Source organism: Streptococcus hepaticus (genome assembly GCF_043656315.1).
In the GTDB taxonomy this organism is placed as follows: Bacteria; Bacillota; Bacilli; order Lactobacillales; family Streptococcaceae; genus Streptococcus; species Streptococcus hepaticus.
In genome coordinates, this window is record NZ_JBINIY010000009.1 from 37,925 (window position 1) to 62,515 (window position 24,591).

Genomic DNA, 24,591 nt, shown 5'->3' on the forward strand with positions numbered 1-24,591 from the left:
ATTTTACTTTTTAGGATCAATTTCTTTCAAGAAATGGTACAAGTCGCCGATTAACCCAGTGTAACCAAGATTTTGGCCATTCTGAGTCAGACTAACAACCTTGAGGTGATCAGGTAGAGTAGAGCAGCCGGAAAATGCTAATAGTAGCTCGTCGAAAGTATCAAATGTCTGTTTTCGGGTTTGTTGATAGAAATCCAAATACTCTAATTCAATCATTTAGCGGCTTTCTTTGTGAAAATATCACGGTCAACTAAGCTATCCATAAGGAAGTAAAATTTCTCTTGGATGACTTTGTTGGCACCTTCTTTAAAAATATTGACCAGTTTCAAACCAGATTTGTCAGTAATATTGATTTTGAAACCAGATAAATCTTTGTTTAAAATGATTTTCAAAAGGAATCCTTGATTAGAATTTGGAACTTCTTCCAACATACGAGTCAATTGAAAATGTCCAACTTGAGTTTGTTCAAAAGTGTTATCACGCAAAGTGTATTTTTTGATAGATGGACTAATTTCATAAGTGTAGTCACAATCCTTGAGAGTGACCATTTTTTCAAATGCCATTATTTTTGGTCTCCAATCATTTCTTTTAAGGTCTGAATGACATAATCCAGTTCTTGTATTGTATTTTGTTCAGAGAAGCTAAAGCGTAGTGATTCTCTGAGGCGATGTGAGTTGTCTCCGTAAAGAGCCGTTAAAACATGACTTTTTTCCACCGCACCCGCTGTACAAGCAGAACCGCTTGAAACGGCAATACCAGCCAAATCTAGCCTCATCAGGAGTTGCTCATTCAGTTGACCAGTAAATCCAACATTCAGCACATGCGGAAGTGTTAGCAGGGATTCATTAAGGTAGAAATCCAAGTCTTGCAATCCAGTGATGAAATAGTTTCTCAACTCTAAAACGGTTTGATAATCTTTTTTCTGATGAGCTAATTGTTCTATCAAAGCAGTAGCCATGGCAGTGATACCAGCTAGGTTTTCAGTACCAGCACGGTGTTGATGTTCCTGCTTACCACCATGAATCAGCGAATCAAAATTTGGAACTCGACTGTAGAGGAAACCCTGTCCCTTTGGACCATGGAATTTATGAGCCGATGCAGAGAGCATGTCAATACCCAACTCTTCAGGGGAAACAGGAAGTTTTCCAATAACTTGAACAGCATCTACATGATAGATGGCTTGGTGGTCTGCTAAGACTTTTCCAATTTCTTGAATGGGTAGAATCATGCCTGTTTCGTTATTAGCAAACATGGTGCTAACCAATATTGTATCTGGTCGCAATGCTTCAGCGATCTGTTGAGCAGTGATTTCTTGGTCAACTGGCTGGATATAGGTCACTTCAAAGCCAAAGCGCTTTTCAAGATATTCCATGGTATGTAGGACAGCATGGTGCTCGATAGCTGTAGTAATCAAGTGTTTGCCCTTATGCTGATTGGCAAGAGCGTAGCCTTGAATAGCCAGTGTATCGGCTTCAGAGCCTCCCGATGTGAAGATGATGTTATTTGGATTGGTCTTTAGAGCACTAGCGATAGACTCGCGGGCTTCGCGGAGAATTTTATTAGCAGCTCGGCCGAAGTTATGGATGCTAGAAGGATTACCGAAAACTTCCTGTGAAGTTTGGAGCAAACTATCCAGCGCTGCTTTTGAAAGTGGAGTGGTTGCAGCATTGTCTAAGTAGATCAATGATTGAGCTCCTATTGTTTTTTCTTTTCCTTTTGGAAACTAAAGAGAGGGCTGACTGGACGGCGTTCATGGATACGAAGGAGAGCGTCAGCAATCAGTTCACTAGCTGTTAAGAAAGCAATATTTTTTGGCATTACCTCTTGTTTTGCTACAGAGTCCGTTACTAAAATCTCTTTGATAGGAGCAGCGTCCAATAATTCAACCGCATTTCCTGCGAAAAGTCCATGACTTGCTACAGCGTAGATTTCAGTTGCGCCGTCACGTTCGACGATCTTTGCAGCTTCTGAGAAGGTTTTCCCTGTGTTCAACATATCATCAATCAAAATTGCTTTTTTACCAGCTACTTCACCGATAATATAGCCTTCTGCACGATCTGCATCATCTTGTGGGTAGTCAATGATAGCAATTGGTGCATCAAGGTATTCTGCCAAGCTACGTGCACGTTTAATACCAGAATTTTTAGGGCTAACGATGACAACGTCAGAACCTGTCAATCCTTTACGGGTATAGTGCTCTGCAAAAAGTGGCACAGTATAGAGATTATCAACTGGAATATCAAAGAAGCCTTGTACTTGAACCGCATGAAGGTCAAGGGTTACCACACGATTAACACCTGCTTTAACCAACATATTGGCAACGAGTTTAGCAGTGATTGGTTCGCGAGGAGCAGCGGTGCGATCTTGACGTGCATAACCAAAATAAGGCATGACAACTGTAACTGAGTTTGCACTGGCACGAACACAAGCATCCACCATAATCAACAATTCCCAGAGGTGGTTGTTAACTGGATAGCTGGTTGACTGGATAATGTAAACATCAACACCGCGGACACTTTCTTCGATATTGATCTGAATTTCACCGTCTGAAAATTGACGAGAAGACATTTTTCCGAGAGGGATACCAGAAACTTCTGAAATTTTTTCAGCAATTTCTTTATTTCCATTTAGAGCGAACAATTTGATTTGTTTATCGCCGTAAGGTTGTACCATGACAAAATAACTCCTTCATTATCTAAGATGACCTGATTGGCCATACAGTTTTCCAATATTTTTATTTTACCAAATTTTTCTATTTATTTCATGTTTAAAAATAAAAAACCAGCCTACTTAGCTGATTTTTTTTGAGCAGCGGTGCGGGCAACCTTGCTGCTGGCATATTTGAATTGAATGTGGTGATGTTCAAGGAATTTGTCAAAGGCAATTTTACCAGCTTCTGCATCTGAAACTTCCACTTCCAACTCATAGTCGGTTTGTCCAAGATAAGTATTTTCATCTAAGGCCATGAGACCGAAGTCAGACATTTTTTCCAGGCGCTTTGTCGTCAAAAATCCCCAGACTGCCAAGTTTTCAATAGGAATTGCTTTATCAGTTAATAAGTCTTTGATCGGTCCCTTAGGCAGTTGAAACTCAGTAATTAATCTTTGTGCTTCCTGTAATTTCAGGTCTTGGTTGTGTTCCATATTGCCAATTTCTTGTGGAATTTTCAAGGTTAGTTCAGCAGCATCTGAAAAAGTACGGATGCGAAGAGAGCACCGATTGGCTTTCATATCAAAATCTGGTGTGTCGATGTAGTAGTTTGTCTGCTCAACAGACTCAATTTCAGCAAACTCAGGCAAGAGTTTTTGGTACTCCTCGTGTGATAAGAGGGTTTTGTATTCGATTTCTAGGTGGTTCATTTTCAGTAGAGGAAATGCCTTTCATATGGTATAATAGTCCTTGTTATTCTATACGAAAAATGAAATTTTTACAAGAAGAGAATTCGAAGGGAGAATAGATGGAGTTGGACTGGGAAGAATTTTTAGACCCCTATATTCAAACAGTAGGCGAGCTAAAAATTAAGTTACGTGGGATTCGGAAGCAGTATCGTAAGGCGAATCGTCATTCACCAATTGAGTTTGTAACAGGTCGTGTTAAGCCGATCGAATCCATCAAGGAAAAGATGGTTTTACGCCACATCAAGGAAGAAAATCTAGCTCAAGACATGCAGGATATTGCCGGTGTTAGGGTCATGGTGCAGTTCGTTGATGACGTGGAAGAAGTTTTGGAAATTATTCGCAAGCGCAAGGATATGCAGATTGTCCATGAACGAGATTATATTACCAATATGAAGGCTTCGGGTTATCGTTCCTACCATGTAGTGGTCGAGTATCCTGTTGACACCATCAACGGGAATAAGGTTGTCTTGGCAGAGATTCAGATTCGGACCTTGTCCATGAATTTTTGGGCAACGATTGAACATTCGCTTAATTACAAGTACAAGGGAAATTTCCCGGAAGAAATCAAGAAGCGCCTAGAAGTAACTGCTAAAATTGCCTATCAATTAGACGAAGAAATGCGGAAAATCCGCGACGATATTCAAGAAGCACAAGCTCTTTTTGACCCTGCTCACCGCAAATTAAATGACGGTGTTGGAAATAGTGACGATACAGATGAAGAATACAGATAGAAAAAAAATTGCCCTGCTCAGTAGCAGAAATCCAAAGAGTGAAGCTGTTTCCAAGGAATTATGGAATAAATTAAAAGATGCCAATTTTATCATGACACCGAAAAATCCTGATATTGTGATTTCAATCGGTGGTGATGGCATGCTCTTGTCAGCTTTTCACAAGTATGAAAATATTCTAGATAAAGTTCGTTTTGTCGGTGTACATACAGGACACCTAGGATTTTATACTGATTACCGTGATTTTGAAATAGATGAGTTGGTCGAAAATTTGAAATTGGATACGGGAGCTAAGGTATCTTACCCCATTCTCAATGTGAAAATTCGTATGCTAGATGGACGAATTGTGACCGCACGCGCCCTCAATGAAGCAACGATTAAGCGTTTGTCTAAAACCATGGTGGCAGATATCCATATCAACGGTGTCCCTTTTGAACGTTTCCGTGGAGATGGCATTGCTGTGTCAACACCAACAGGCTCCACTGCTTACAATAAATCTTTAGGAGGTGCTGTTTTACATCCGACCATTGAAGCCTTACAAATTGCAGAAGTAGCCAGTCTGAATAACCGAGTGTATCGTACCTTGGGTTCCTCAATCGTAGTTCCGAAAAAGGACAAGATTGTCATCGACCCGCAACACGATGACCGTTATTCAATCGCTATTGATAACCGTACCTTTGTCTACGACAATATTGAACAAATTGATTATCAAATTGACAACCATAAAATCAATTTCGTAGCTACTCCTCGCCACACCAGTTTCTGGAATCGCGTCAAAGATGCTTTTATCGGAGAGGTGGAATAATGCGGTTTGAATTTATTGTTGATCAGCGGATGAAGGTCAAAAATTTCTTGAAAAAGCATGATATTTCGAAGTCTCTTCTAGCAAAAATCAAGTTTGCTGGTGGGGATATTCAGGTGAATGGCGTTCGGCAGAATGCCATTTTCCTTGTAGAAATTGGAGACCGTGTGACCATCGATATTCCCAGCGAAGAAGATGTGACGGGGAGTTTAGCACCTGTTGATGTTCCTTTGGACATTGTCTACGAAGACCCACATTTTATGGTCATTGAAAAACCTTATGGAGTAGCTTCAATTCCCAGCATCCTTCACTCCAACACCATTGCTAATTTTGTGAAATCATACTACCTGAAGCAAGGGTATGAGAATAAACAGGTCCACATCGTCACACGTTTAGACAAGGACACATCAGGCCTCATGCTTTTTGCTAAGCACGGTTATGCCCATGCTCGCCTCGATAAGCAACTACAAGCAAAACAAATTCATAAACGCTACTATGCTTTAGTGCGTGGAGCGGGACATTTAGAGGAAACAGGGGATATCATTGCTCCGATTGGACGTCCTGACGACAGTATTATTACCCGCTGTGTGACCAAGTCGGGCAAATATGCCCACACATCATATAAAGTTGTTCAATCATGGGGAGATGTACATTTAGTAGATATTCAACTGCATACAGGCCGCACCCATCAGATTCGTGTTCATTTCTCTCATATTGGTTTCCCGCTTCTAGGAGACGATCTGTATGGCGGAAGCCTCGATTATGGGATTGAGCGCCAAGCTTTGCATTGCCATCGACTTGAATTTTTCAATCCGTTTTCTGAAAAAATGATGGCACTGGAAAGCCCATTACCAGCAGATTTCCAAGCAGTTGTGGATTCTTTTCAGAAAGAAGAAAAGTCATTTGACAAATAAGTTTCAAAGCGTTATCATAGTCAAGAAATAAATAATAATTTGAGGTATAAAAATGGAAATTCGTAGCTTATTTGGTGAATTGAAACACAAAATCGTTGGTAAAAAACTTCGTATTGTTTTTCCTGAGGGAACTGATGAGCGTGTTGTTCGTGCAGCAGCTCGTTTGAAATTCGAAGGTTTGGCTGAGCCAATCATCTTGGGTGTTCCTGAAGAAGTACATGCTCTTTTGACAGAATTTGGTTTCTCAAACCCAGGTATCACTGTCATCAATCCTAACGATTACGCTAACTTTGAAAATATGAAACAAGAATTCGTTAGCCTTCGTAAAGGAAAAGTGGATGAAGAACAAGCAGACACTATCTTGCGTGATGTCAACTACTTTGGTGTTATGTTGGTACAAATGGGCTTAGCTGAAGGTATGGTTTCAGGTGCTGCTCATTCAACAGCAGACACTGTTCGTCCTGCTCTTCAAATTATCAAAACTAAACCAGGCGTTAAACGTACTTCAGGTGTCTTCCTTATGGTCAAAGATGAGCACAAATACGTCTTTGGTGACTGTGCTATCAACATTGATCCTGATGCTGAAACATTGGCTGAAATCGCGATTAACTCAGCAGCAACAGCTGAAACCTTCGGTATCGATCCTAAAGTAGCTATGATTTCTTACTCAACAAAAGGTTCTGGTTCAGGACCACACGTTGATAAGGTCGTAGAAGCAACTCGTATTGCAAATGAACTTCGTCCAGATCTTTTGATTGACGGTGAATTGCAAATGGATGCTGCTCTTGAGCCAAATACAGCTCGTTTGAAAGCTCCAAATAGCCCTGTTGCTGGTCAAGCTAATGTCTTCATCTTCCCAGCTATTGAAGCAGGTAACATTGCTTATAAGATTGCGGAGCGTTTAGGTGGTTTTGACGCGGTTGGTCCAGTCCTTCAAGGTCTAAACAAACCAGTCAACGACTTGTCACGTGGTTGTAGCTCAGAAGATGTTTATAAATTGGGAATTATCACTGCAGCACAAGCAGTAGATGCGTTGTAAAATATGAAATCATTATTGCGCTATTTCAAAGGTTATATAAAGGAGTCCGTTCTAGCTCCCTTGTTTAAGCTACTCGAAGCCTGTTTTGAGTTGTTTGTCCCTTTGGTGATTGCAGCAATTGTTGATCAAATCATTCCACATGGCAATCAGGGAAACTTGGTTGCCTTAGTTTTGTTATTGATAGGATTAGCAGTTGTAGGTGTAGTGGTGGCGCTCATTGCCCAGTATTATTCTGCTAAAGCAGCCGTTGGTTACACCAAGCAATTAACTCAGGACCTCTATCAGAAAGTTCTTTCTCTCCCGAAATCGAGCCAAGATCAGCTATCTAGTGCTAGCCTCTTAACTCGTTTAACGAGCGATTGTTTACAGATTCAAACAGGTATCAACATTTTTCTTCGTCTCTTTTTACGAGCACCAATTGTAGTTTTTGGCGCTCTGCTCATGGCATTTTCTATCAGTCCCCGCCTGTCTATCTGGTTTGTATTCATGATTGCCATTTTGCTTGTCATTGTGATTATTATCTCGCAGATTTCAGCAGGCTATTTTTCAAAAATTCGTCTTGGATTGGACAAGATGGTTAGTGCTATCCGTGAAAATAGTCTGGGCATGCGAGTCATTCGTGCATTCGTGCAAAGGGACAGGGAAATTACAGACTTTACTGAAAAAAACTCTCAGTATAAAACATTACAAATTCGAGCAGGCTACTGGTCTGCCTTGCTGACACCAGCTACTTACCTAGTAGTGAATCTGACACTGGTCGTCTTGATTTGGAAGGGGCAACTGGCTATTGCGGATAATGCACTGGAGAAAGGGATGTTGGTTGCCTTGATAAACTATCTTCTACAAATTCTAGTAGAATTGGTCAAATTGGTTATGGTCGTGACAACACTCAACCAGACCTTTATCAGTGCCAAACGTGTTCAGGAAATTTTCAACCAGAAATCCGAAGATTTGGAGGCCGACTTATTTGTCAAAGATTGTCCATTTCCAACTCAACAAATCCTTGCTGAAAATCTGACCTTTACCTACCCTACCGCGGTAGAATCTGCTTTAGAGAATCTTGACTTTTCTATTCAAGAGGGTGATTTTTTTGGTATGATTGGTGGAACTGGTTCAGGAAAATCAAGTCTAGTTCAGCTATTCTTACGCTTTTATCAGCCAAGTCAGGGGCAAATTGCAGTTTTCAAAAAAGGAGTTCCTCCTAAAAATTTGAAGGATTGGCGTAAACTATTTGCTTTAGTCCCACAAAAAGCTCAATTATTTAGTGGCAGTATCGCTTCTAATCTGACCTTGGGCATGACGGATGCAGAAGAAGAAAAGATGTGGTGGGCCTTGGAAATTGCCCAAGCCAAGGATTTTGTAGAAGAAAAAGGCGGTTTGGAAGCAAGAGTAGAAGCTTTTGGACGAAATTTTTCTGGTGGACAACGCCAACGATTGACTATTGCGCGAGCTATTTTACAAGAAGCGCCGGTTTTAATCCTAGATGATTCAACTTCAGCCCTGGATTATTTAACTGAAAGTCGTCTCTTGTCGGCCATTCGACGGGAATTACCACAGCAAACACTTATTATGATTTCTCAGCGGACCAATAGTTTGCAAGGGGCTGACCAGATTTTAGTATTGGATAAAGGGCATCAAGTTGGGCTTGGTCCACATCAGATGTTACTAGAATCCTGTGCAATTTACCAAGAAATTCATCATTCGCAGCAAAATCAGGGAGGTGCTCATGAAACGACGAGATAAAAAGCCAACCCTAAGAAACTTGCTTCGGTTGATGACCAAGTATCCTCTGAGATTAAGTTTTATCTTGCTGGGAACAATTCTACAAGTTCTGTTGACAGTGTATCTGCCGATTTTAATCGGGCAAGCAGTTGATACTGTGTTAGACAGTCAAGAGCTGAAAAATTTGTTGACGATTCTCTACAAGATGATAGTGGTAGTAGGACTCAATACACTTGTACAATGGTTTATTCCTCTTTTGACTAATCAGATTATCTATACTGCTATGAAAGAGTTACGGCAGCAAGTTTTTGAAAAATTGCACCAATTACCACTCAGCTATCTAGATAGACAGAGTGTAGGCGATCTGGTGGCACGTATTTCCTCTGACAGCGAGCAGTTGACAAATGGGCTGGTCATGATTTTCAATCAATTTTTGGTAGGAGTTTTAACCATTCTCCTAACCATTGTCACCATGGCGCAGCTAGATGTATGGATGATGTTGGTCGTGGTGGCTTTAACGCCTCTGTCTCTCTTTCTAGCCCGACTCATTGCTCAAAAAAGTTATTACTACTATCGCGAGCAAACCAAATCTCGTGGGGCGCAAGCTTCATTTTTAGAAGAAAGTATGGGAAATCTCTCACTGGTGCAGGCTTTCAATGCACAAGAACAGTTTACAAGTGAATTTGAGGTAGTTAATAGTCAATATGCGCAGCATTCACAACAAGCCATTTTTTCCTCTTCGACTATCAATCCTGTTACTCGTTTTGTCAATGCGACCATCTATGCTCTGCTGACAGGGCTTGGGGCTTGGCGGATTATGCAGGGAAACTTTACGGTTGGTTCCTTAACTACCTTCCTGAATTATGTTAATCAGTATACCAAACCCTTCAACGATATTTCGTCTGTCTTGTCAGAATTACAGAGTGCACTTGCTTGTGCAGAGCGCTTGTTTGATATTTTGGACCAAAAAGTTATTGAAGAAAAGAATGTTCGAGAATTGCAATTTTCGGATATTAAAGGTGCTTTCTCTTTTGAAAATGTAGCTTTTTCCTATCAAACAGGGCAAAAATTGATCGAACATCTAAATCTGGATATTCCAGCAGGAAGTAAGGTAGCAGTTGTCGGGCCAACGGGAGCAGGAAAGTCTACTCTGATCAACCTCCTCATGCGTTTTTACGATGTCAATCAAGGGAATATTCGTATCGATGGCGTATCGATTAAAAATTACAGTCGTGACTCTCTCCGACGTCAGATTGGCATGGTCTTGCAAGAAACCTGGCTCAAAACGGGAACTGTTCATGACAATATTGCCTATGGATTTCCTCAAGCCAGCCGAGAAATGATTGTTACAGCCGCTAAAGCAGCAAACGCTGATTTCTTTATTCGTCAATTACCGAACGGCTATGATACTTATCTCGCTGACGCTGGCGAGTCCTTATCGCAAGGGCAACGTCAGCTACTGGCCATTGCTCGTGTCTTTGTCCATATTCCTAAAATTTTGATTTTAGATGAAGCGACTTCCTCTATTGATACACGGACGGAGGTCCTCATTCAGGAAGCTTTTGAAAAGTTGATGGAAGGACGAACCAGCTTTATCATTGCTCACCGCCTGTCTACCATTCAGTCGGCAGATATGATTCTAGTTATGGTAAAAGGCACTATTGTCGAACAAGGAACGCACGATAGTCTCATGGCAAGTAAAGGATGTTATTACAATATGATCCAAAGTCAGGGAGCTATAGAAGATTAGAAAGCTGGAGAGAAATCTTCAGCTTTTTGAAATTTTCCAGTCTGTGCTATACTAGTTATATGTTAGATTTGAAAGAATTTGGAATTGAAATGTGGCCTGAGGCGAAGATAATCTCTTTTCGTAAGGCTTTGTTAGAATGGTACGACAAGAATAAACGTGACTTGCCTTGGCGACGAACATCTGATCCCTATGCGATTTGGGTGTCAGAAATCATGCTCCAACAGACGCGTGTGGATACAGTTATTCCCTACTATGAAAGTTTCCTATATCGGCTACCGACCATTGCTGATTTGGCAGCAGCAGAGGAAGAGACCTTGTTAAAAGTCTGGGAGGGATTGGGCTATTATTCCCGTGTGCGCAACATGCAAACGGCAGCTCAACAGATGGTAGAGAGGTTTGATGGACAATTTCCTCAGACTTATGAAGAAATTGCTAGTCTGAAAGGTATCGGCCCCTATACAGCAGGTGCAGTTGCGAGTATAGCCTTTGGACTTCCCGAACCTGCCGTAGATGGTAATGTTATGCGGGTTCTCAGTCGATTGTTCGAGGTTGATTATGACATTGGGATTCCAGCCAACCGTAAAATTTTCCAAATTATGATGGAGATTTTGATTGATCCCGAGCGACCCGGTGACTTCAACCAAGCCTTGATGGATTTGGGTTCTGATATTGAAGCGCCTGTCAATCCTCGTCCAGAAGAAAGCCCTGTTAAAGAATTCAGCGCAGCTTATTTACATGGTACCATGGACAAGTATCCTATAAAAGCACCCAAGAAAAAGCCAGTTCCTGTCTATTATCAGGCCTATATTATCCGCAATCAAGAAAATCAATTTTTGTTGGAGAAAAATACAGCTGCCGGACTCTTATCAGGGTTCTGGTCTTTCCCCCTAATTGAAAAATTTGCTCCAGCAAGAAAGGAAATCAATCTGTTTGAAGTGGCAGAAGAAACAGATATCTTGGGGACATTTGAAGAAGCCTATGGACAAAAAGTTGATTGGCAAGACGCAGAATTTCTACCGATCCAACATGTTTTTAGTCATCGCAAATGGCAGGTTGACTTGGCTGAAGGTGTTTTGATAGAAGGAAAGCTTGCTCAAGACCGCGAATTACGCTGGGTTTCAGTTGAAGATTTTCATTCCTATCCCTTTGCCAAACCTCAACAGAAACTGTGGGAGTCTTATTTGAAAGGGAAAGCGGAGCAGTAAAAAATATTTCAAATTCTGCACACAATTACTTGAAAGCGTTTTTAAAAAGAGGTATAATATAAGCGAAATGAGGGAGGTGCCCTCATAGGTATAATTTTTTACTCCTTGGCTTTCTGATTAGGATATCATCTTTACGGATTGTGTAGATTTTTGGAGGAAAAACAAGAAATTTATGCCCTGTCAAAAGGACAAAAAAGATGATAACTAAGAAGAAAACCTCTGTTTTAAAAGGAAGGTTCATTCTCTAGTGCTCAACTAATAACTCATTTGTCTATTGTTTATCATCACTTTATTAGCCTTGCTACCCTACTACATCATAAGAAGGGCTAATGCGCTTAAGTAGGCTTTACTAAGTCTATTATTGGTTTCAGAATAACAGTTTGAACTACATTTACGACTTATTTTAATCATTATTAAGAGTAGGAAATTTGCACTAAGGGTAGCTAAATAGGATTTTAATTTTTAATGATTGTTATAGAGAATGAACTTTCCCATTTAGAAATCTAAAAGAGGCATATGCCTCTTTTTTGGCGCGAATTGATACAATGTTGACGTCAAATGTTGTTATTCCTGGCGTATATTGTGCTAAAATTGATTTATCAAAACAAAGAGGTAATAAAAATGTCTAATAAAAAGTAATTCTAATCACAGGTGCGTCATCAGATATGGGTAAAATCACAGCAGCTGGTTTGATCAAGGCTGGACACATTGTATATTGTGTTACAAGTTCAGTTGATAAAATGAAAAATCTTGCTGAATTAGGTGGACATGTCATGAGAATGGATGTCACAAATGAAGACGATATTGAAAAAGTTATTAAAGCAATCGTTGAAGAACAAGGACGCATCGATGTACTTTGGAATAATGTTGGTTACGGACTCTACGGCCCAGTTGAAGAAATGCCTATGGAACATGTTCAAATGCAATTTGAAGTTAACGTTTACGGTGTTGCCCGCTTGACGCAAAAAGTTCTACCATATATGCGTAAGCAAAATGATGGATTAATCATCAATACATCATCAATGGGTGGTACACTTGTAGCTTGGTATCATGCTTCTAAACATACTATTGAAGGATATAGCGACTGCCTTCGTATTGAATTAAAAGCCTTCAATATTAATGTTGTAGTACTTGAACCAGGAATGATTGACACTGGATTTAACCAAGGTGTGCGTGACAACTTCTCCTTTGAATCACAAACTGGCCCGTATAAAGATGTAGTAAATGCTTATATTAAAGCTATGGATAATCCACCAGCAAAAGGATCAAATCCAAAAGTTATTTCAAATGCTGTTCAAAAAATTATCAATACTAAAAATCCAAAAACACGTTACTTGGTTGGGCAAGGATCACACCTTCTACTAGGAATTCGTCGTATTCTTGGTGACCGTGTTTACGACCGTATCATGCTTTCACAAATGAAATAAGGTATTATATGAAATTAACACTAATTCATCAATTTCAAGATTTCCTCAAGTCAATTGGTATTGACCTTGGACTAGTCTTGGAGAATGCTGGGCTGTCTAAGTATTTGTGGCAAGAGGAGCTAGATTTAGCGCCCATGGACTATTACAAGTTTTTGCAGGACTTGGATAGCCAAATACCAGAGTAAGCTATACGTCAACTCAGTCAAATTCATAACATTCAATTGTTTATGCCACCTATCTTCGCAGCCTTAATGTCAGCAAATGGCCTAGAAGCCTTGGAACGATTTACTCATTTTAAAAAGCTAGTCGGTCCTGTTGAAGTGGATATACTTGTGGCAGATACTACCGTTTCAGTCCAATTTTCCTTTGTCATCAATCAGCTAGAGCTACCTAAGTTTACAATTTTGAACGAACAACTCTTACTCCTAGACTTAGCTAGACAAGGGTCTGGTCAGAAAATTACTCCATTGTTTGTTGAAACACCTTTTGACTATGAGGAGGAGAGTTTGGCGATTTTAGCTTGTCCTGTTCAAAAGTCAGATAGCAACCGTCTAGTATTTGATATAAAAGACTTAGAAAAAGTCTTTCTAACTCAGAATAATATCATGTAGCAGTATTTGGAGCCTGAACTAAGTCGTCAATTGGCAGAGGCGGAGACTAGCTCTAATCTGATCGCCTATGTGCAGGGCCAGCTATTTACAGCAATTCCTAGCGGCAATTTTTCCATTGATAGCGTGGCGCAGCAATTAGGCATGAGTACAAGAAGTTTGCAACGCTACTTGAAAAATGAGGGAACTAGCTTCAAAGATCAAGTACAAAAAGTTCAAAAATCAATGGCTGTTTCCTACATCAAAATGGGATTAACAACTGATGAAATCTCTAGTCTTTTGGGATATAGTGAACCTCAAGCTTTCAAAAAATGGATAGGAATGACAATCGGTACATATAAAACAATCTCTAGAAATTGAAAATTTGAACTGATAAAACGAAAACCACCAAGCGGTGGTTTTCGTTTTATCCAACAAATTCGTTGATTTCTTTTTCAATAGTTGCGATTTTTGTTTCAGCTTCTTCAAGTGTATCGCCAACAGTTGCGATGTAGAACTTGATTTTTGGCTCAGTTCCTGAAGGGCGTACTGCAAACCATGAATCATCCGCAAGAGTATACTTCAAGACATTGCTTGGTGGTGTAGTGAGTGCTGTTACACCTTGAGCGGAAGTTGCTGTTTGCTCCAAGAAATCTTCTGTCAAAGCGATAGCTGTATTGTTGAAGGTTTCAGGTGCATTGCCACGGAATTTATCCATGATTTTCTTGATTTCTGCTGCACCATCCATACCTGAAAGAGTCACAGAGATTGTCTTTTCAGCAAAGTAGCCATATTCTTTGAAGATTTCATCAATACCATCAGCCAAGGTCAAACCACGTGAACGGTAGTAGGCGGCAATTTCAGCAACCAATAGAACTGCTTGAATAGCATCTTTATCTCGAACGAATGGTTTAATCAAGTAACCGAAGCTTTCTTCAAAACCAAACATGTAAGTGTGGTTATTTGTATCTTCAAATTCTTGAATTTTTTCAGCGATAAATTTGAAACCAGTCAAGACGTTGAACATGGTTGCGCCGTAGCTTTCAGCAATTTTCGTTACCAACTCGGTAGAAACGATTGACTTGCAGACAGCTGCATTTTCAGGAAGTGTACCCGCTTGTTTGTGGGCTTCCAAGATATATTTGGCAAGAAGAGCACCGATTTGGTTACCAGATAAGTTCCAGTAAGAGCCATCAGCCTGGCGAACTTCAACACCAACACGGTCGGCATCAGGGTCAGTAGCAAGAAGCACATCCGCGTCTACTTGACGGCCAAGTTCTTCAGCCATAGCAAAGGCAGCTTGGCTTTCTGGGTTGGGAGAAGCAACTGTAGAGAAGTCAGGGTCAGCAGTTGCTTGGGCTTCTACGATTTGCACAGAGTCAAAGCCAGCTTGTGCCAAGGCACGACGAGTCAACATTTCACCGGTACCATGAAGAGGTGTGTAGACAATCTTCATGTCACGACCAAACTCTTTAATTAAGTCTGGGTTAATGGTGATAGCCTTCAATTCTTCCAAGTAGAGGGCATCTGTTTCTTCACCCAAAACTTTGATAAGACCAGAAGCTTTTGCCTCTTCTAAGTCTGCTAAGGCAACATCAAATGGATTGTCAATAGCACGAATATAATCTGTCAATGCATCAGCATCAGCAGGTGGCATTTGTCCGCCATCTTCACCGTAAACCTTATAGCCGTTGAATTCTTTTGGATTGTGGCTAGCTGTTACCATAATACCAGCAATAGCATTGTAATGGCGAACAGCAAAAGAAAGTTCTGGCGTTGGACGAAGGCTTTCGAATACATACGATTGGATACCATGTGCCGCCAAGACTTGAGCTGATTCAAAAGCAAACTCTGGAGAGAAGTGACGTGAGTCGTAGGCAATCGCAACACCACGTTTTTTAGCTTCCTCACCTTTTGATTCAACTAATTTTGCCAAACCTTCCGTTGCTTGACGAACAACATAAATATTAATACGATTTGTACCTGCACCGATATAACCACGCATACCAGCTGTTCCAAATTCAAGATTTGTGTAAAAGGCATCTTCTTTTGTTTTTTCATCCATGGCAAGCAAGTCTTCACGGAGGTAGTCAGGCAGTTCCGCAAATTCTAACCATTTCTGATAATTATCTGAATATGTCATTTAGATCTCCTTCATAATGAAAATTATATTAACCGCTTTCAGTATACCATTTTCAAAAGAAAAAAGCACGCTCTCACGTGACTTATTTCCTTATTTTTTTAGTTTTAGCATGGTTGGTACAATTGCAAGTGTCAAAATAGCTGAAATCACCATTTCTGCGATAGCATTTGTCCCAATAATTCCTGCCAACATGAGCTGGATATTTCCATTATAGACTGAGGAGAAGAGGACGAAGATACCACCAAGAACAAAAATCGTGTTGGTCATAGAACCAACTGCACCAGCGACAATCAGTCCTGACTTATTTTTTAGAAACTTATAAGTAAAGTGAGGAGTAATCCCAATCAAAATCCGAGGAACCAAAGCAATGACTAGTGACCAGACATTCCCGTTGGGTACAAAGGGGGTAAAGAGGTAGCTAGTAGGTAACAAAACAAGAGTATTGGTCACCACACTGATGATCCCCATGAGTCCACCCAAAGTAGCACCGATGCGTGGGCCGTAGACAATAGAGGCGACAATTACAGGGATATGAACTAGAGTAGGTTTGATTGGAAAAGGTAAGATATTAAAAATAATAGACGTCAAAAAATGGATAACTAGCATGGTTGCAAAGAAAAGAGCAACTGTCGCAACATAACTAGATTTATTGTTTTTCATGAAGAGTTTGTCTCACTTTCTCTAAAATAGTATCAATATCTGCTAAGGCTCCTGTCCCATAATCACCACAGGCCAGCAGAGCTTCTCGCGGTTTAATTTCTTCAAAGCCATAGGAGCGAAGAAGATGTAGATTGTGCTGGGTAGCAGGATTGAGATACATATTGGTATTCATAGCAGGAGCGACTAGTTTCGGTTTCCCAACTGGCAGAGCGAGAGCAACAGCTGTAATGATATTATCTGCCGTTCCGTGGGCTAATTTTGCTAAAGTGTTGGCTGATAAGGGCGCAACTAAAAATAAATCAGTCTCCTTTGCGATGTCGATATGCTTGATTGAACTAGGGTCTTCTTCCAGCATAACATCTGTATGTACCAAATTTTTTGATAAGGATTGTAGGGTCAGAGGTGTAATAAATTGCGTCGCTGACTGGCTCATTAAAACAGTCACATGATGACCGAGTTTGCTAAGTTGATTGCTAAGTTCGGCTGCCTTATAAGCTGAAATAGAGCCTGTTACAGCCAGTGTGATATTTGCCATGACTATCTCTTTTCTAAGATGGTGTCGAGAATGAGCTGGGCAATTTCCTCCTTGGTTGTTGCCATTTGCTCACTTTTCTGGTTGATCAAGAAGGCTTTGTGTCTTCCTGCAGAAATATCTGTCAAGTCGTTGGCGATGATATAGTCTACTTGATTCTTGATTAAACTATCCCGTGCAACCGCAAATAGTTCTTTTTTAGAAACATCTACTAGCAATTTGAAGCCAAATAATTTGATAGTTGGATTCCATTCCTTGACTTTCGAGATGACTTTTGGAGTTTTCTTGAGGAAAAGCACTTGAACATCTTCTTTAGATGAAATTTTCGTTTCTATATTTTTCTTGTTTAGCAAATCACGAACATTCTCAGTCTGTTCCACTTCATCCAAACCTGTCATATAAACAGGAGTATAATCAGAAACAGCCATGCTATGAATAAGAACGTCATGCTCCTTGACAAGAGGCTCTAAACAGGTCTGCAAACTTTCTACATTAGAAATCTCAACTATATGAAGAAGAGGATGTGGTTCAGGCTTCACAGCATTCTTCGTCGTTACTAAAGTAACAGGAAAATTAGTTTGCAAAAATGTTTCGGCAATTAACTTTCCTAACTGCCCTGTAGAATGGTTGGTAATAGCGCGAACACGATCGATCGCTTCACTTGTTCCGCCAGATGTAATCAGAATTTTCATGTTCTTATTGTACAAGAAAATCTTCTTTTCGTAAAGTCTTCGCGACCTCCTTTAAAAACGAATAAAAATATACGATTATATAGATATAAGTGACGGACAGCCATAAAATCCGTACGTTTTAATTTTTATATACAAAACACGTGCACAAAACGCGAATATCTGTTATGATAATACTATCAGATTATGAGGTGATAGAATGAAAACGGATATTGAAATCGCACAAAGTGTTAGCTTACAGCCTATTACAGACATCGTTGAACCCTTAGGGATTTCCTTTGATGATATCGAACTGTACGGAAAGTACAAGGCAAAATTAACTTTTGATAAGATTAAAACGGTGCAAGAAAATCCTGTCGGGAAGCTTATCTTGGTAACGGCTATCAATCCTACACCAGCGGGTGAAGGAAAGTCAACTATGAGTATCGGTCTGGCTGATGCGCTTAATAAAATCGGTAAGAAGACAATGATTGCCCTTCGTGAACCATCGCTCGGTCCTGTGATGGGAATCAAGGGGGGCGCAGCAGGTGGTGGTTATGCGCAGGTATTGCCAATGGAAGATATCAACCTCCATTTCACAGGTGATATGCATGCTATCACAACAGCCCACAATGCCTTATCAGCCTTAATTGACAATCACCTTCATCAAGGAAATGAGCTTGGAATCGACCAGCGCCGTATCATCTGGAAACGTGTTGTGGACTTAAATGACCGCGCACTCCGTCATGTAACAGTTGGATTAGGTGGACCACTTAACGGTATTCCACGCGAAGACGGATTCGACATCACAGTTGCTTCTGAAATCATGGCCATTCTTTGCTTGGCAACTGATCTAGCTGACTTGAAAAAACGTCTTTCTAATATTGTGATTGGTTATCGTTATGACCGTATTCCAGTTTATGTTCGTGATTTGAAGGTAGAAGGGGCTCTCACACTCATTCTCAAGGACGCCATCAAACCAAATCTCGTCCAAACTATTTACGGAACACCTGCCTTTGTTCACGGCGGTCCATTTGCTAATATTGCTCATGGATGTAACTCCGTTCTTGCAACGTCAACAGCTCTTCGTTTGGCTGACTACGTAGTCACAGAGGCAGGCTTTGGTGCTGACCTTGGTGCGGAGAAATTCTTGGATATCAAGACACCAAATCTTCCAACTACTCCATCAGCAATCGTCGTTGTTGCCACTCTCCGTGCTCTGAAAATGAATGGTGGTGTTGCAAAAGATCAGCTCGCCACAGAAAATGTTGCTGCAGTAACAGCTGGTTTTGCTAATCTAGCTCAACACGTTGAAAATATGCGCAAGTACGGCGTTCCTGTCGTAGTAGCTATCAATGAATTTGTAGCGGATACAGAAGCTGAAATTGCTGAACTTCGCAGACTCTGCGCTCAAATCAATGTCCCTGTTGAGTTGGCTAGCGTCTGGGCAAACGGTGCTGAAGGTGGGGTTGAGCTAGCACAGACAGTTGTTGAGACTATCGAAAATACACCAACTAACTACACTCGACTTTACGATGATAATCAATCTATTGAAGACAAGATTGCAACTGTCGCTCGCGAAATTTACCGCGCTGATAACGTTGTCTTTGAAAAGAAAGCCAAGACCCAGATTGCTCAAATCGTGAAAAACAGCTGGGACAAGTTACCAGTTTGTATGGCCAAGACCCAGTATAGTTTCTCAGATGATCCAACCCTTCTTGGAGCGCCACGTGGTTTTGATGTAACCATTCGTGAACTAGTACCAAAACTTGGAGCAGGCTTTATCGTTGCCCTCACAGGCGATGTCATGACTATGCCAGGTTTACCCAAAGCACCTGCCGCTCTTAATATGGACGTCGCAGAAGATGGAACAGCTCTTGGACTGTTCTAAACAATAAACAGTAAAGAAGTTGGTTTAAGGCCAACTTCTTTTTGTTGAAAAAACTACCCTTATATTTAATTTATAAAAATGCAGGAATTTTCTGAAAAATTGCTTTTGTTTTGAAAAAAAATATAGTATAATTGTATAAATTTAGATTTGAAAGAGGTAATTTTATGGCTTATACAGTTGCAGTAGTTGGTGCTACAGGTGCAGTTGGTGCACAAATGATTAAGATGTTGGAAGAATCAACTCTTCCAATCGAAAAAGTACGTTTTTTGGCGTCTGCTCGCTCAGCTGGTAAGACCTTGCAATTCAAGGGAAAAGATATTGTTATCGAAGAAACGACAGAAGATGCCTTTACTGGCGTGGATATTGCTCTCTTTTCAGCAGGTGGTTCAACTTCTGCTAAATATGCTCCTTACGCTGTGAAAGCAGGAGCAGTTGTGGTTGATAACACTTCCTATTTCCGTCAAAATCCTGATGTGCCTTTAGTGGTGCCAGAAGTCAATGCTCACGCCTTGGACGCTCATAACGGAATTATTGCTTGTCCAAACTGCTCAACCATTCAAATGATGGTAGCGCTTGAGCCTGTTCGTCAAAAATGGGGATTGGACCGTATTATCGTATCAACTTATCAGGCTGTTTCTGGCGCTGGTATGGGGGCAATCTTGGAAACACAGGCTCAACTTCGTGCCGTATTGAATGATGGTGTTAATCCTAAAGATGTAGAAGCAAACATTCTCCCTTCTGGTGGTGACAAAAAACACTACCCAATCGGTTTCAATGCTCTTCCACAAATCGATGTCTTCACAGATAACGACTACACTTATGAAGAAATGAAAATGACAAAGGAAACCAAGAAAATCATGGAAGACGACTCTATTGCCGTTTCAGCAACCTGTGTTCGTATTCCAGTTCTTTCTGCTCACTCTGAGTCAGTTTATATTGAAACAAAAGAAGTTGCTCCGATTGAAGAAGTCAAAGCTGCTATTGCAGCCTTCCCAGGAGCAGTCTTAGAAGATGATGTGGCGCATCAAATCTATCCTCAAGCTGTCAACGCAGTTGGTAGCCGTGATACATTTGTCGGTCGTATCCGTAAAGATTTGGATGCTGAAAAAGGGATCCATATGTGGGTTGTTTCCGATAACTTGCTCAAAGGTGCTGCATGGAATTCCGTTCAAATCGCAGAAACTCTTCACGAACGTGGTTTGGTTCGCCCAACTGCAGACTTGAAATTTGAATTGAAATAAGCTCTTGCTGGAAAGGATTGCCTATGTCTATCCAAGATTTACGCCATGTCAATATTATTACTGCCATGGTAACACCTTTTAACGCTGATGGTTCCATTAACTTTGATGCCCTGCCAAACTTGATTGAGGACCTTTTGTCTCATCATACAGAAGGATTGCTGCTGGCAGGTACGACGGCTGAAAGTCCCACTTTAACCCACGAGGAAGAGTTGGAACTCTTTGCAGCGGTACAGAAAATTGTCAATGGTCGCGTGCCACTGATCGCAGGTATCGGGACGAATGATACTCGTGATTCCGTTGAATTTGCTAAAGAAGTTGCTGAATTCGGTGGCTTTGCAGCAGGACTTGCCATTGTACCTTATTACAATAAACCAAATCAAGAAGGACTTTATCAGCATTTCAAGGCCATTGCTGACGCCTCTGACTTGCCAATTATTATCTACAATATTCCAGGTCGCGTGGTTGTAGAAGTGGCACCAGATACCATGCTTCGTTTGGCAGAACATCCAAATATCATCGGTGTTAAAGAGTGTACTACTCTGGACAATATGGCCTATTTGATTGAGCACAAACCAGAGGACTTTCTGATTTTTTCTGGTGAGGATGGCGAGGCTTTTCACGCTATGAACCTCGGTGCGGATGGTCTGATCAGTGTTGTTTCCCATATATGTGGTGATGAGATTTATGATATGTTCCAAGCTATCAAGGCAAGTGACATTCGGAAAGCTGCAAAAATTCAGCGCCAATTCTTGCCGAAAGTGCATGCTCTCTTCTCCGTTGTCAGTCCGGCACCTGTCAAGGCTGTCCTGAATCACCTTGGCTTCGAAGTTGGACCACTTCGTTTACCATTGGTTTCTTGTACACCAGCTGAATCCAAACGCATTATCAAAGTCGTCTTGGAAGAAGATATTGAAGCGACACGCGAAACAGTAACTGGTGTGATTCGACCAGATTATTAAAATCTTAGATAACAATAAACGTCTGATTTAGTGTTCAGGCGTTTTTAAGGAGCAAGATGAAGATTAGAAAAGCAACTTTAGCCGATGTTGAGGCAATTAGTCGTATTTGCTCAGATGGTTGGCGAGAAACCTATAAAGATCTTCACACACAAGACCATATCAACATGGTCATAGAAGAGTATTACAACCTTCAACGTGTTCAAAAAGATGTGACCGAGTGCTCTGCAGCATGGAGTGGTTACTGGGTAGCCGAAGAGGACGAAACTGTTGAGGGGTGTATCGGCGGAGGGATAGACCAGGACAATAATTGTCATATTTATGTTTTCTATGTAGCACCCGAATTGAAAAGAAGAGGAATTGGAACAGCCCTTCTACAAGCATTTACTGATTATCAAATTGAAACCTATGGAATAGAATGGCAGTGGGTAACCTCAGTAACAGAAGGAAATCTATTGGGCCTAGCCTTCTACGAAAAGCAGGGATTCACCTTTGACTTTGCAACTGAGAACAGTCAAGATTGTCAGTTACCCAAAAATCTACATTACAAACGAAAAGTGAAGATACAAGAAAACCTGTGATGTTCAAAATCACAGGTTTATTTTTTACGCTAATTCTTCTAATTTATCAACCAAGAAACCGACATAGGCTATAGTATCTTTGAGTGGTTTGTCCGTTGAGACATCTACACCAGCGTGTTGGGCCAATTCTTGAGCAGAAAGGCTAGCACCTAGTGACAGAGTTTCCAACCATTTACCAACGACTTCCTCAGGATTTTCTTCCAACTGCTTGGCCATAGCGGTACCAATGGTCAAACCAGCTGAGTACGTGTAAGGATAAAGTCCCATGTAGTAGTGTGGTTGGCGCATCCAAATCAAACCAGCATCATCACCAATTTCAAAGTCATCACCCCAGAACTCTTTCATAATAGAAAGTTTAATGTCGCAGAGGATATCTCCGTTGAGGTATTCATCGTTGTCCATACGAGTGTAGACTTCACGTTGGAAGGCAGCTTCCAACAGGTGTGTGACCATATTATGGAAGTAGGTACGGCTAATCAACTCGCTAATCAAATAAGCTTGGAAGTTTGGATCTTGATTTTGCTTCAAAAGTGTGTTACATGTCAAGACTTCGTTAGCAGTAGATGGTGCTTCGATGAAGTATAGAGACGGATCATAGTTGAGAATGCTTTGTTTTTTACCCAATTGGAAGTGACCTGCATGTCCCAATTCATGCGCCAAGACAAGCACTTCATTCATCAGCCCAGTCCAGTTGAGCAAGATATAAGAAGGTCCATCGTAAAGCGTTGCACAGTAGCCACCAGTTGCCTTACCTTCATTTTGTGCAAAGTCAATCCAGCGCTCATCGAAAGATTTTTCAATCATCTTGACATAGTCCTCACCCAAGAAACCAAGGCAATCAATCAAGAATTGTTTTGACTCTTCAGGAGTAATGCGCTGGTTAAATTCGGACGGAAGACTAATTTTCAAATCAGCATGAGTAATCTTATCTAAACCGTGTGATTTTGCCATTAATTTGACAAATCGACGCATGTGAGGTGCCAAGTCTTTCATGATAACATCAATTTGGCGGTCAAAAAGGTCACGTGAAATGTCTTGCTGGAAAAGAAGGTAGTCGATAGTTGAATCAAATCCACGCAATTTTGCTTCAATTTGTTCGTTTTTGACATGAGCAAGATAGTTTACAGCAATTGTATTTTTGTATTTACGAAGCGTAGCATAGAAACTGTCAGCAGATTTGCGACGAAGTTCCGTATCGTGGCTCAATTCATAGTCATTTTCATAGAGAACATAGCTATTGCCATAACTTTTACCATTTACCTCAAAGTTATCAAAAGTCATATCCTCAAATTTAGTCGTCTCGTAATTGCTGTAGGCTTGTGAGAAAGTTGGTGCAAATTTTGCCAAGAGTTCTTCTTGAAGCGGATCCAAATTATGTGGTTTTGAACGGATAATGTGCTTAATAAAGCTTGTCCATTCAGGATGTTGGACAATAACCTCTTCTAACAAACTTGTTTCTTGAAGACCAAGTTCAGTTGACAAGAAAGCGATGGCTGGATAAGTTTCAGCATGTACCAACTCAAATTCATTAGCCTGGCTGGCTAATTCTGTGTTCATCTTATCTACATCAAGATTTAAGAAAGCATAGTGTGATAGTTTGCTTTGAACAGTCAGAATAGCTTCATATTCCGTCAAGGCAGCTGCGATTGTTTCAGCAGAAGTTAACTGGTTTTTGTAGTTTTTCTCAAAAGTGAGCACCGTTTCTTTAAAGCTAGCTAGAGCTGTTTTGAAAGCTGAGGCATTTTCATAGATAAGGGAGGTATCCCAAGTGTCTTTGACATCAACTTCTTGACGTTTTAACATAGCATTTGTCATAAAAACTCCTTTAAATTTTTTCCTAAAAATCATTATAACACAGACGTACCAAAAACTTGACAAAAGCCCTATTTACTTAGATAATAGAAGTATTAAAAAGCCTGTAAGAGAGCGAAAGGAGCTAGTATGCAAGTTATTAAAAGAAGTGGTGAAGTCGTTGATTTTGACCCAGAAAAAATTTACCAAGCCATTATTAAGGCGGCTCAAACTGTTTATGTCATTGATGATAGCTGGAGAAAAAACCTTGCTGAAGTGACCAAAAAAGTTGTTTTGGACTTGGAAGAAGCCCATACAGAACGCCCAACCATTAGCATGGTGCAATCTCAAGTAGAACACCGCCTCATTGACGCGGGCTATATTGCTATCGCAGAACACTATATTTCCTACCGCCTCCAACGCGACTTGGAACGCAATGGTTATGCAGATCAGATTATTGTACACTTGCGTTTTGAACAAATTCGTTAAATAAAGCAGCCATCAGGCTGTTTTTTGATGGAAAAATTTAGAACAGGTAAGCACTTCTTGTTCTATC

Annotated in this window: 26 protein-coding genes; 16 read left to right on the forward strand and 10 right to left on the reverse strand. The window is 40.7% G+C overall.

Annotated features, from left to right (window positions below; all coding sequences use genetic code 11):
- Nucleotides 1-3 precede the first annotated feature (3 nt).
- The 5 genes from ACHUFA_RS07855 to ACHUFA_RS07875 form a co-directional block, all read right to left on the reverse strand.
- Nucleotides 4-216: a DUF4649 family protein gene (locus ACHUFA_RS07855; RefSeq protein WP_222348365.1), complete on the reverse strand. Its 213-nt coding sequence runs from the start codon at nucleotides 214-216 to the stop codon at nucleotides 4-6.
- Complete coding sequence (locus ACHUFA_RS07860) at nucleotides 213-563, reverse strand: DUF1831 domain-containing protein (protein ID WP_222348366.1); 351 nt, start codon at nucleotides 561-563, stop codon at nucleotides 213-215. The genes ACHUFA_RS07855 and ACHUFA_RS07860 overlap by 4 nt, the downstream gene beginning before the upstream one ends.
- On the reverse strand, nucleotides 563-1,684 hold the full coding sequence (locus ACHUFA_RS07865) for a cysteine desulfurase family protein (RefSeq protein ID WP_394405410.1): 1,122 nt from the start codon (nucleotides 1,682-1,684) through the stop codon (nucleotides 563-565). The genes ACHUFA_RS07860 and ACHUFA_RS07865 overlap by 1 nt, the downstream gene beginning before the upstream one ends.
- An 11-nt stretch (nucleotides 1,685-1,695) precedes the next feature.
- Nucleotides 1,696-2,673: a ribose-phosphate diphosphokinase gene (locus ACHUFA_RS07870; RefSeq protein ID WP_222348368.1), complete on the reverse strand. Its 978-nt coding sequence runs from the start codon at nucleotides 2,671-2,673 to the stop codon at nucleotides 1,696-1,698.
- 113 nt (nucleotides 2,674-2,786) lie between these two features.
- The gene (locus ACHUFA_RS07875) at nucleotides 2,787-3,359 is read right to left on the reverse strand and encodes a CYTH domain-containing protein (protein WP_394405412.1); all 573 of its coding nucleotides are present in this window, start codon (nucleotides 3,357-3,359) and stop codon (nucleotides 2,787-2,789) included.
- A gap of 98 nt (nucleotides 3,360-3,457) precedes the next feature.
- On the opposite strand from ACHUFA_RS07875, the gene yjbM reads away from it, so the two are divergent.
- From yjbM to ACHUFA_RS07930, 11 genes are all read left to right on the forward strand, one after another.
- Complete coding sequence (yjbM, locus tag ACHUFA_RS07880; RefSeq protein WP_222348370.1) at nucleotides 3,458-4,129, forward strand: GTP diphosphokinase; 672 nt, start codon at nucleotides 3,458-3,460, stop codon at nucleotides 4,127-4,129.
- On the forward strand, nucleotides 4,113-4,931 hold the full coding sequence (locus ACHUFA_RS07885) for an NAD kinase (RefSeq protein ID WP_394405415.1): 819 nt from the start codon (nucleotides 4,113-4,115) through the stop codon (nucleotides 4,929-4,931). Before yjbM ends, ACHUFA_RS07885 begins: the two co-directional genes overlap by 17 nt.
- Nucleotides 4,931-5,842 (forward strand): RluA family pseudouridine synthase, encoded by a 912-nt coding sequence (locus ACHUFA_RS07890; RefSeq protein WP_394405417.1) that lies wholly within the window; start codon nucleotides 4,931-4,933, stop codon nucleotides 5,840-5,842. The genes ACHUFA_RS07885 and ACHUFA_RS07890 overlap by 1 nt, the downstream gene beginning before the upstream one ends.
- Before the next feature lie 52 nt (nucleotides 5,843-5,894).
- A complete protein-coding gene (gene pta / locus ACHUFA_RS07895) occupies nucleotides 5,895-6,881 on the forward strand; it encodes a phosphate acetyltransferase (protein WP_222348376.1) in 987 nt (328 codons plus the stop codon).
- Nucleotides 6,882-6,884: 3 nt separating this feature from the next.
- The gene (locus ACHUFA_RS07900) at nucleotides 6,885-8,624 is read left to right on the forward strand and encodes an ABC transporter ATP-binding protein (RefSeq protein ID WP_394405419.1); all 1,740 of its coding nucleotides are present in this window, start codon (nucleotides 6,885-6,887) and stop codon (nucleotides 8,622-8,624) included.
- Nucleotides 8,608-10,353: an ABC transporter ATP-binding protein gene (locus ACHUFA_RS07905; RefSeq protein ID WP_394405421.1), complete on the forward strand. Its 1,746-nt coding sequence runs from the start codon at nucleotides 8,608-8,610 to the stop codon at nucleotides 10,351-10,353. Before ACHUFA_RS07900 ends, ACHUFA_RS07905 begins: the two co-directional genes overlap by 17 nt.
- Before the next feature lie 59 nt (nucleotides 10,354-10,412).
- Nucleotides 10,413-11,558, forward strand: coding sequence for an A/G-specific adenine glycosylase (gene mutY, locus ACHUFA_RS07910; protein WP_222348381.1), 1,146 nt, complete (start codon nucleotides 10,413-10,415; stop codon nucleotides 11,556-11,558).
- Between the two features lie 638 nt (nucleotides 11,559-12,196).
- Nucleotides 12,197-12,985 carry an oxidoreductase gene (locus tag ACHUFA_RS07915; RefSeq protein ID WP_394405463.1) on the forward strand — a complete coding sequence of 263 codons (789 nt, stop codon included), beginning with the start codon at nucleotides 12,197-12,199 and terminating at the stop codon, nucleotides 12,983-12,985.
- 8 nt (nucleotides 12,986-12,993) lie between these two features.
- Nucleotides 12,994-13,170, forward strand: a complete 177-nt coding sequence (locus ACHUFA_RS07920) for a hypothetical protein (RefSeq protein WP_318530369.1) — start codon at nucleotides 12,994-12,996, stop codon at nucleotides 13,168-13,170.
- Between the two features lie 42 nt (nucleotides 13,171-13,212).
- The gene (locus tag ACHUFA_RS07925; protein ID WP_318530368.1) at nucleotides 13,213-13,596 is read left to right on the forward strand and encodes a hypothetical protein; all 384 of its coding nucleotides are present in this window, start codon (nucleotides 13,213-13,215) and stop codon (nucleotides 13,594-13,596) included.
- A 6-nt stretch (nucleotides 13,597-13,602) separates the two neighbouring features.
- Nucleotides 13,603-13,953 carry a helix-turn-helix domain-containing protein gene (locus ACHUFA_RS07930; protein WP_318530367.1) on the forward strand — a complete coding sequence of 117 codons (351 nt, stop codon included), beginning with the start codon at nucleotides 13,603-13,605 and terminating at the stop codon, nucleotides 13,951-13,953.
- 46 nt (nucleotides 13,954-13,999) lie between these two features.
- Here the strand turns inward: ACHUFA_RS07930 and ACHUFA_RS07935 are convergent, their stop codons facing one another.
- The 4 genes from ACHUFA_RS07935 to ACHUFA_RS07950 form a co-directional block, all read right to left on the reverse strand.
- On the reverse strand, nucleotides 14,000-15,715 hold the full coding sequence (locus tag ACHUFA_RS07935; RefSeq protein WP_222348385.1) for a phospho-sugar mutase: 1,716 nt from the start codon (nucleotides 15,713-15,715) through the stop codon (nucleotides 14,000-14,002).
- Between the two features lie 90 nt (nucleotides 15,716-15,805).
- Nucleotides 15,806-16,375, reverse strand: a complete 570-nt coding sequence (locus ACHUFA_RS07940) for an ECF transporter S component (protein ID WP_394405424.1) — start codon at nucleotides 16,373-16,375, stop codon at nucleotides 15,806-15,808.
- On the reverse strand, nucleotides 16,362-16,910 hold the full coding sequence (gene coaC / locus ACHUFA_RS07945; protein ID WP_222348395.1) for a phosphopantothenoylcysteine decarboxylase: 549 nt from the start codon (nucleotides 16,908-16,910) through the stop codon (nucleotides 16,362-16,364). The genes ACHUFA_RS07940 and coaC overlap by 14 nt, the downstream gene beginning before the upstream one ends.
- Nucleotides 16,911-16,912: 2 nt before the next feature.
- Nucleotides 16,913-17,599: a phosphopantothenate--cysteine ligase gene (locus tag ACHUFA_RS07950; protein ID WP_394405426.1), complete on the reverse strand. Its 687-nt coding sequence runs from the start codon at nucleotides 17,597-17,599 to the stop codon at nucleotides 16,913-16,915.
- Nucleotides 17,600-17,795: 196 nt separating this feature from the next.
- Between ACHUFA_RS07950 and ACHUFA_RS07955 the strand changes: the two genes are divergently transcribed.
- The 4 genes from ACHUFA_RS07955 (at nucleotide 17,796) to ACHUFA_RS07970 (ending at nucleotide 22,244) form a co-directional block, all read left to right on the forward strand.
- On the forward strand, nucleotides 17,796-19,466 hold the full coding sequence (locus tag ACHUFA_RS07955; protein WP_394405428.1) for a formate--tetrahydrofolate ligase: 1,671 nt from the start codon (nucleotides 17,796-17,798) through the stop codon (nucleotides 19,464-19,466).
- 164 nt (nucleotides 19,467-19,630) lie between these two features.
- Nucleotides 19,631-20,707, forward strand: a complete 1,077-nt coding sequence (locus ACHUFA_RS07960; RefSeq protein ID WP_394405430.1) for an aspartate-semialdehyde dehydrogenase — start codon at nucleotides 19,631-19,633, stop codon at nucleotides 20,705-20,707.
- Nucleotides 20,708-20,730: 23 nt separating this feature from the next.
- A complete protein-coding gene (dapA, locus tag ACHUFA_RS07965) occupies nucleotides 20,731-21,666 on the forward strand; it encodes a 4-hydroxy-tetrahydrodipicolinate synthase (protein WP_222348408.1) in 936 nt (311 codons plus the stop codon).
- A 56-nt stretch (nucleotides 21,667-21,722) separates the two neighbouring features.
- A complete protein-coding gene (locus ACHUFA_RS07970; RefSeq protein WP_394405432.1) occupies nucleotides 21,723-22,244 on the forward strand; it encodes a GNAT family N-acetyltransferase in 522 nt (173 codons plus the stop codon).
- Between the two features lie 24 nt (nucleotides 22,245-22,268).
- Here the strand turns inward: ACHUFA_RS07970 and pepF are convergent, their stop codons facing one another.
- Nucleotides 22,269-24,059: an oligoendopeptidase F gene (gene pepF / locus ACHUFA_RS07975; RefSeq protein WP_222348417.1), complete on the reverse strand. Its 1,791-nt coding sequence runs from the start codon at nucleotides 24,057-24,059 to the stop codon at nucleotides 22,269-22,271.
- A gap of 126 nt (nucleotides 24,060-24,185) precedes the next feature.
- Between pepF and ACHUFA_RS07980 the strand changes: the two genes are divergently transcribed.
- Nucleotides 24,186-24,524 carry an ATP cone domain-containing protein gene (locus ACHUFA_RS07980; RefSeq protein WP_222348418.1) on the forward strand — a complete coding sequence of 113 codons (339 nt, stop codon included), beginning with the start codon at nucleotides 24,186-24,188 and terminating at the stop codon, nucleotides 24,522-24,524.
- Nucleotides 24,525-24,591: the final 67 nt, after the last annotated feature.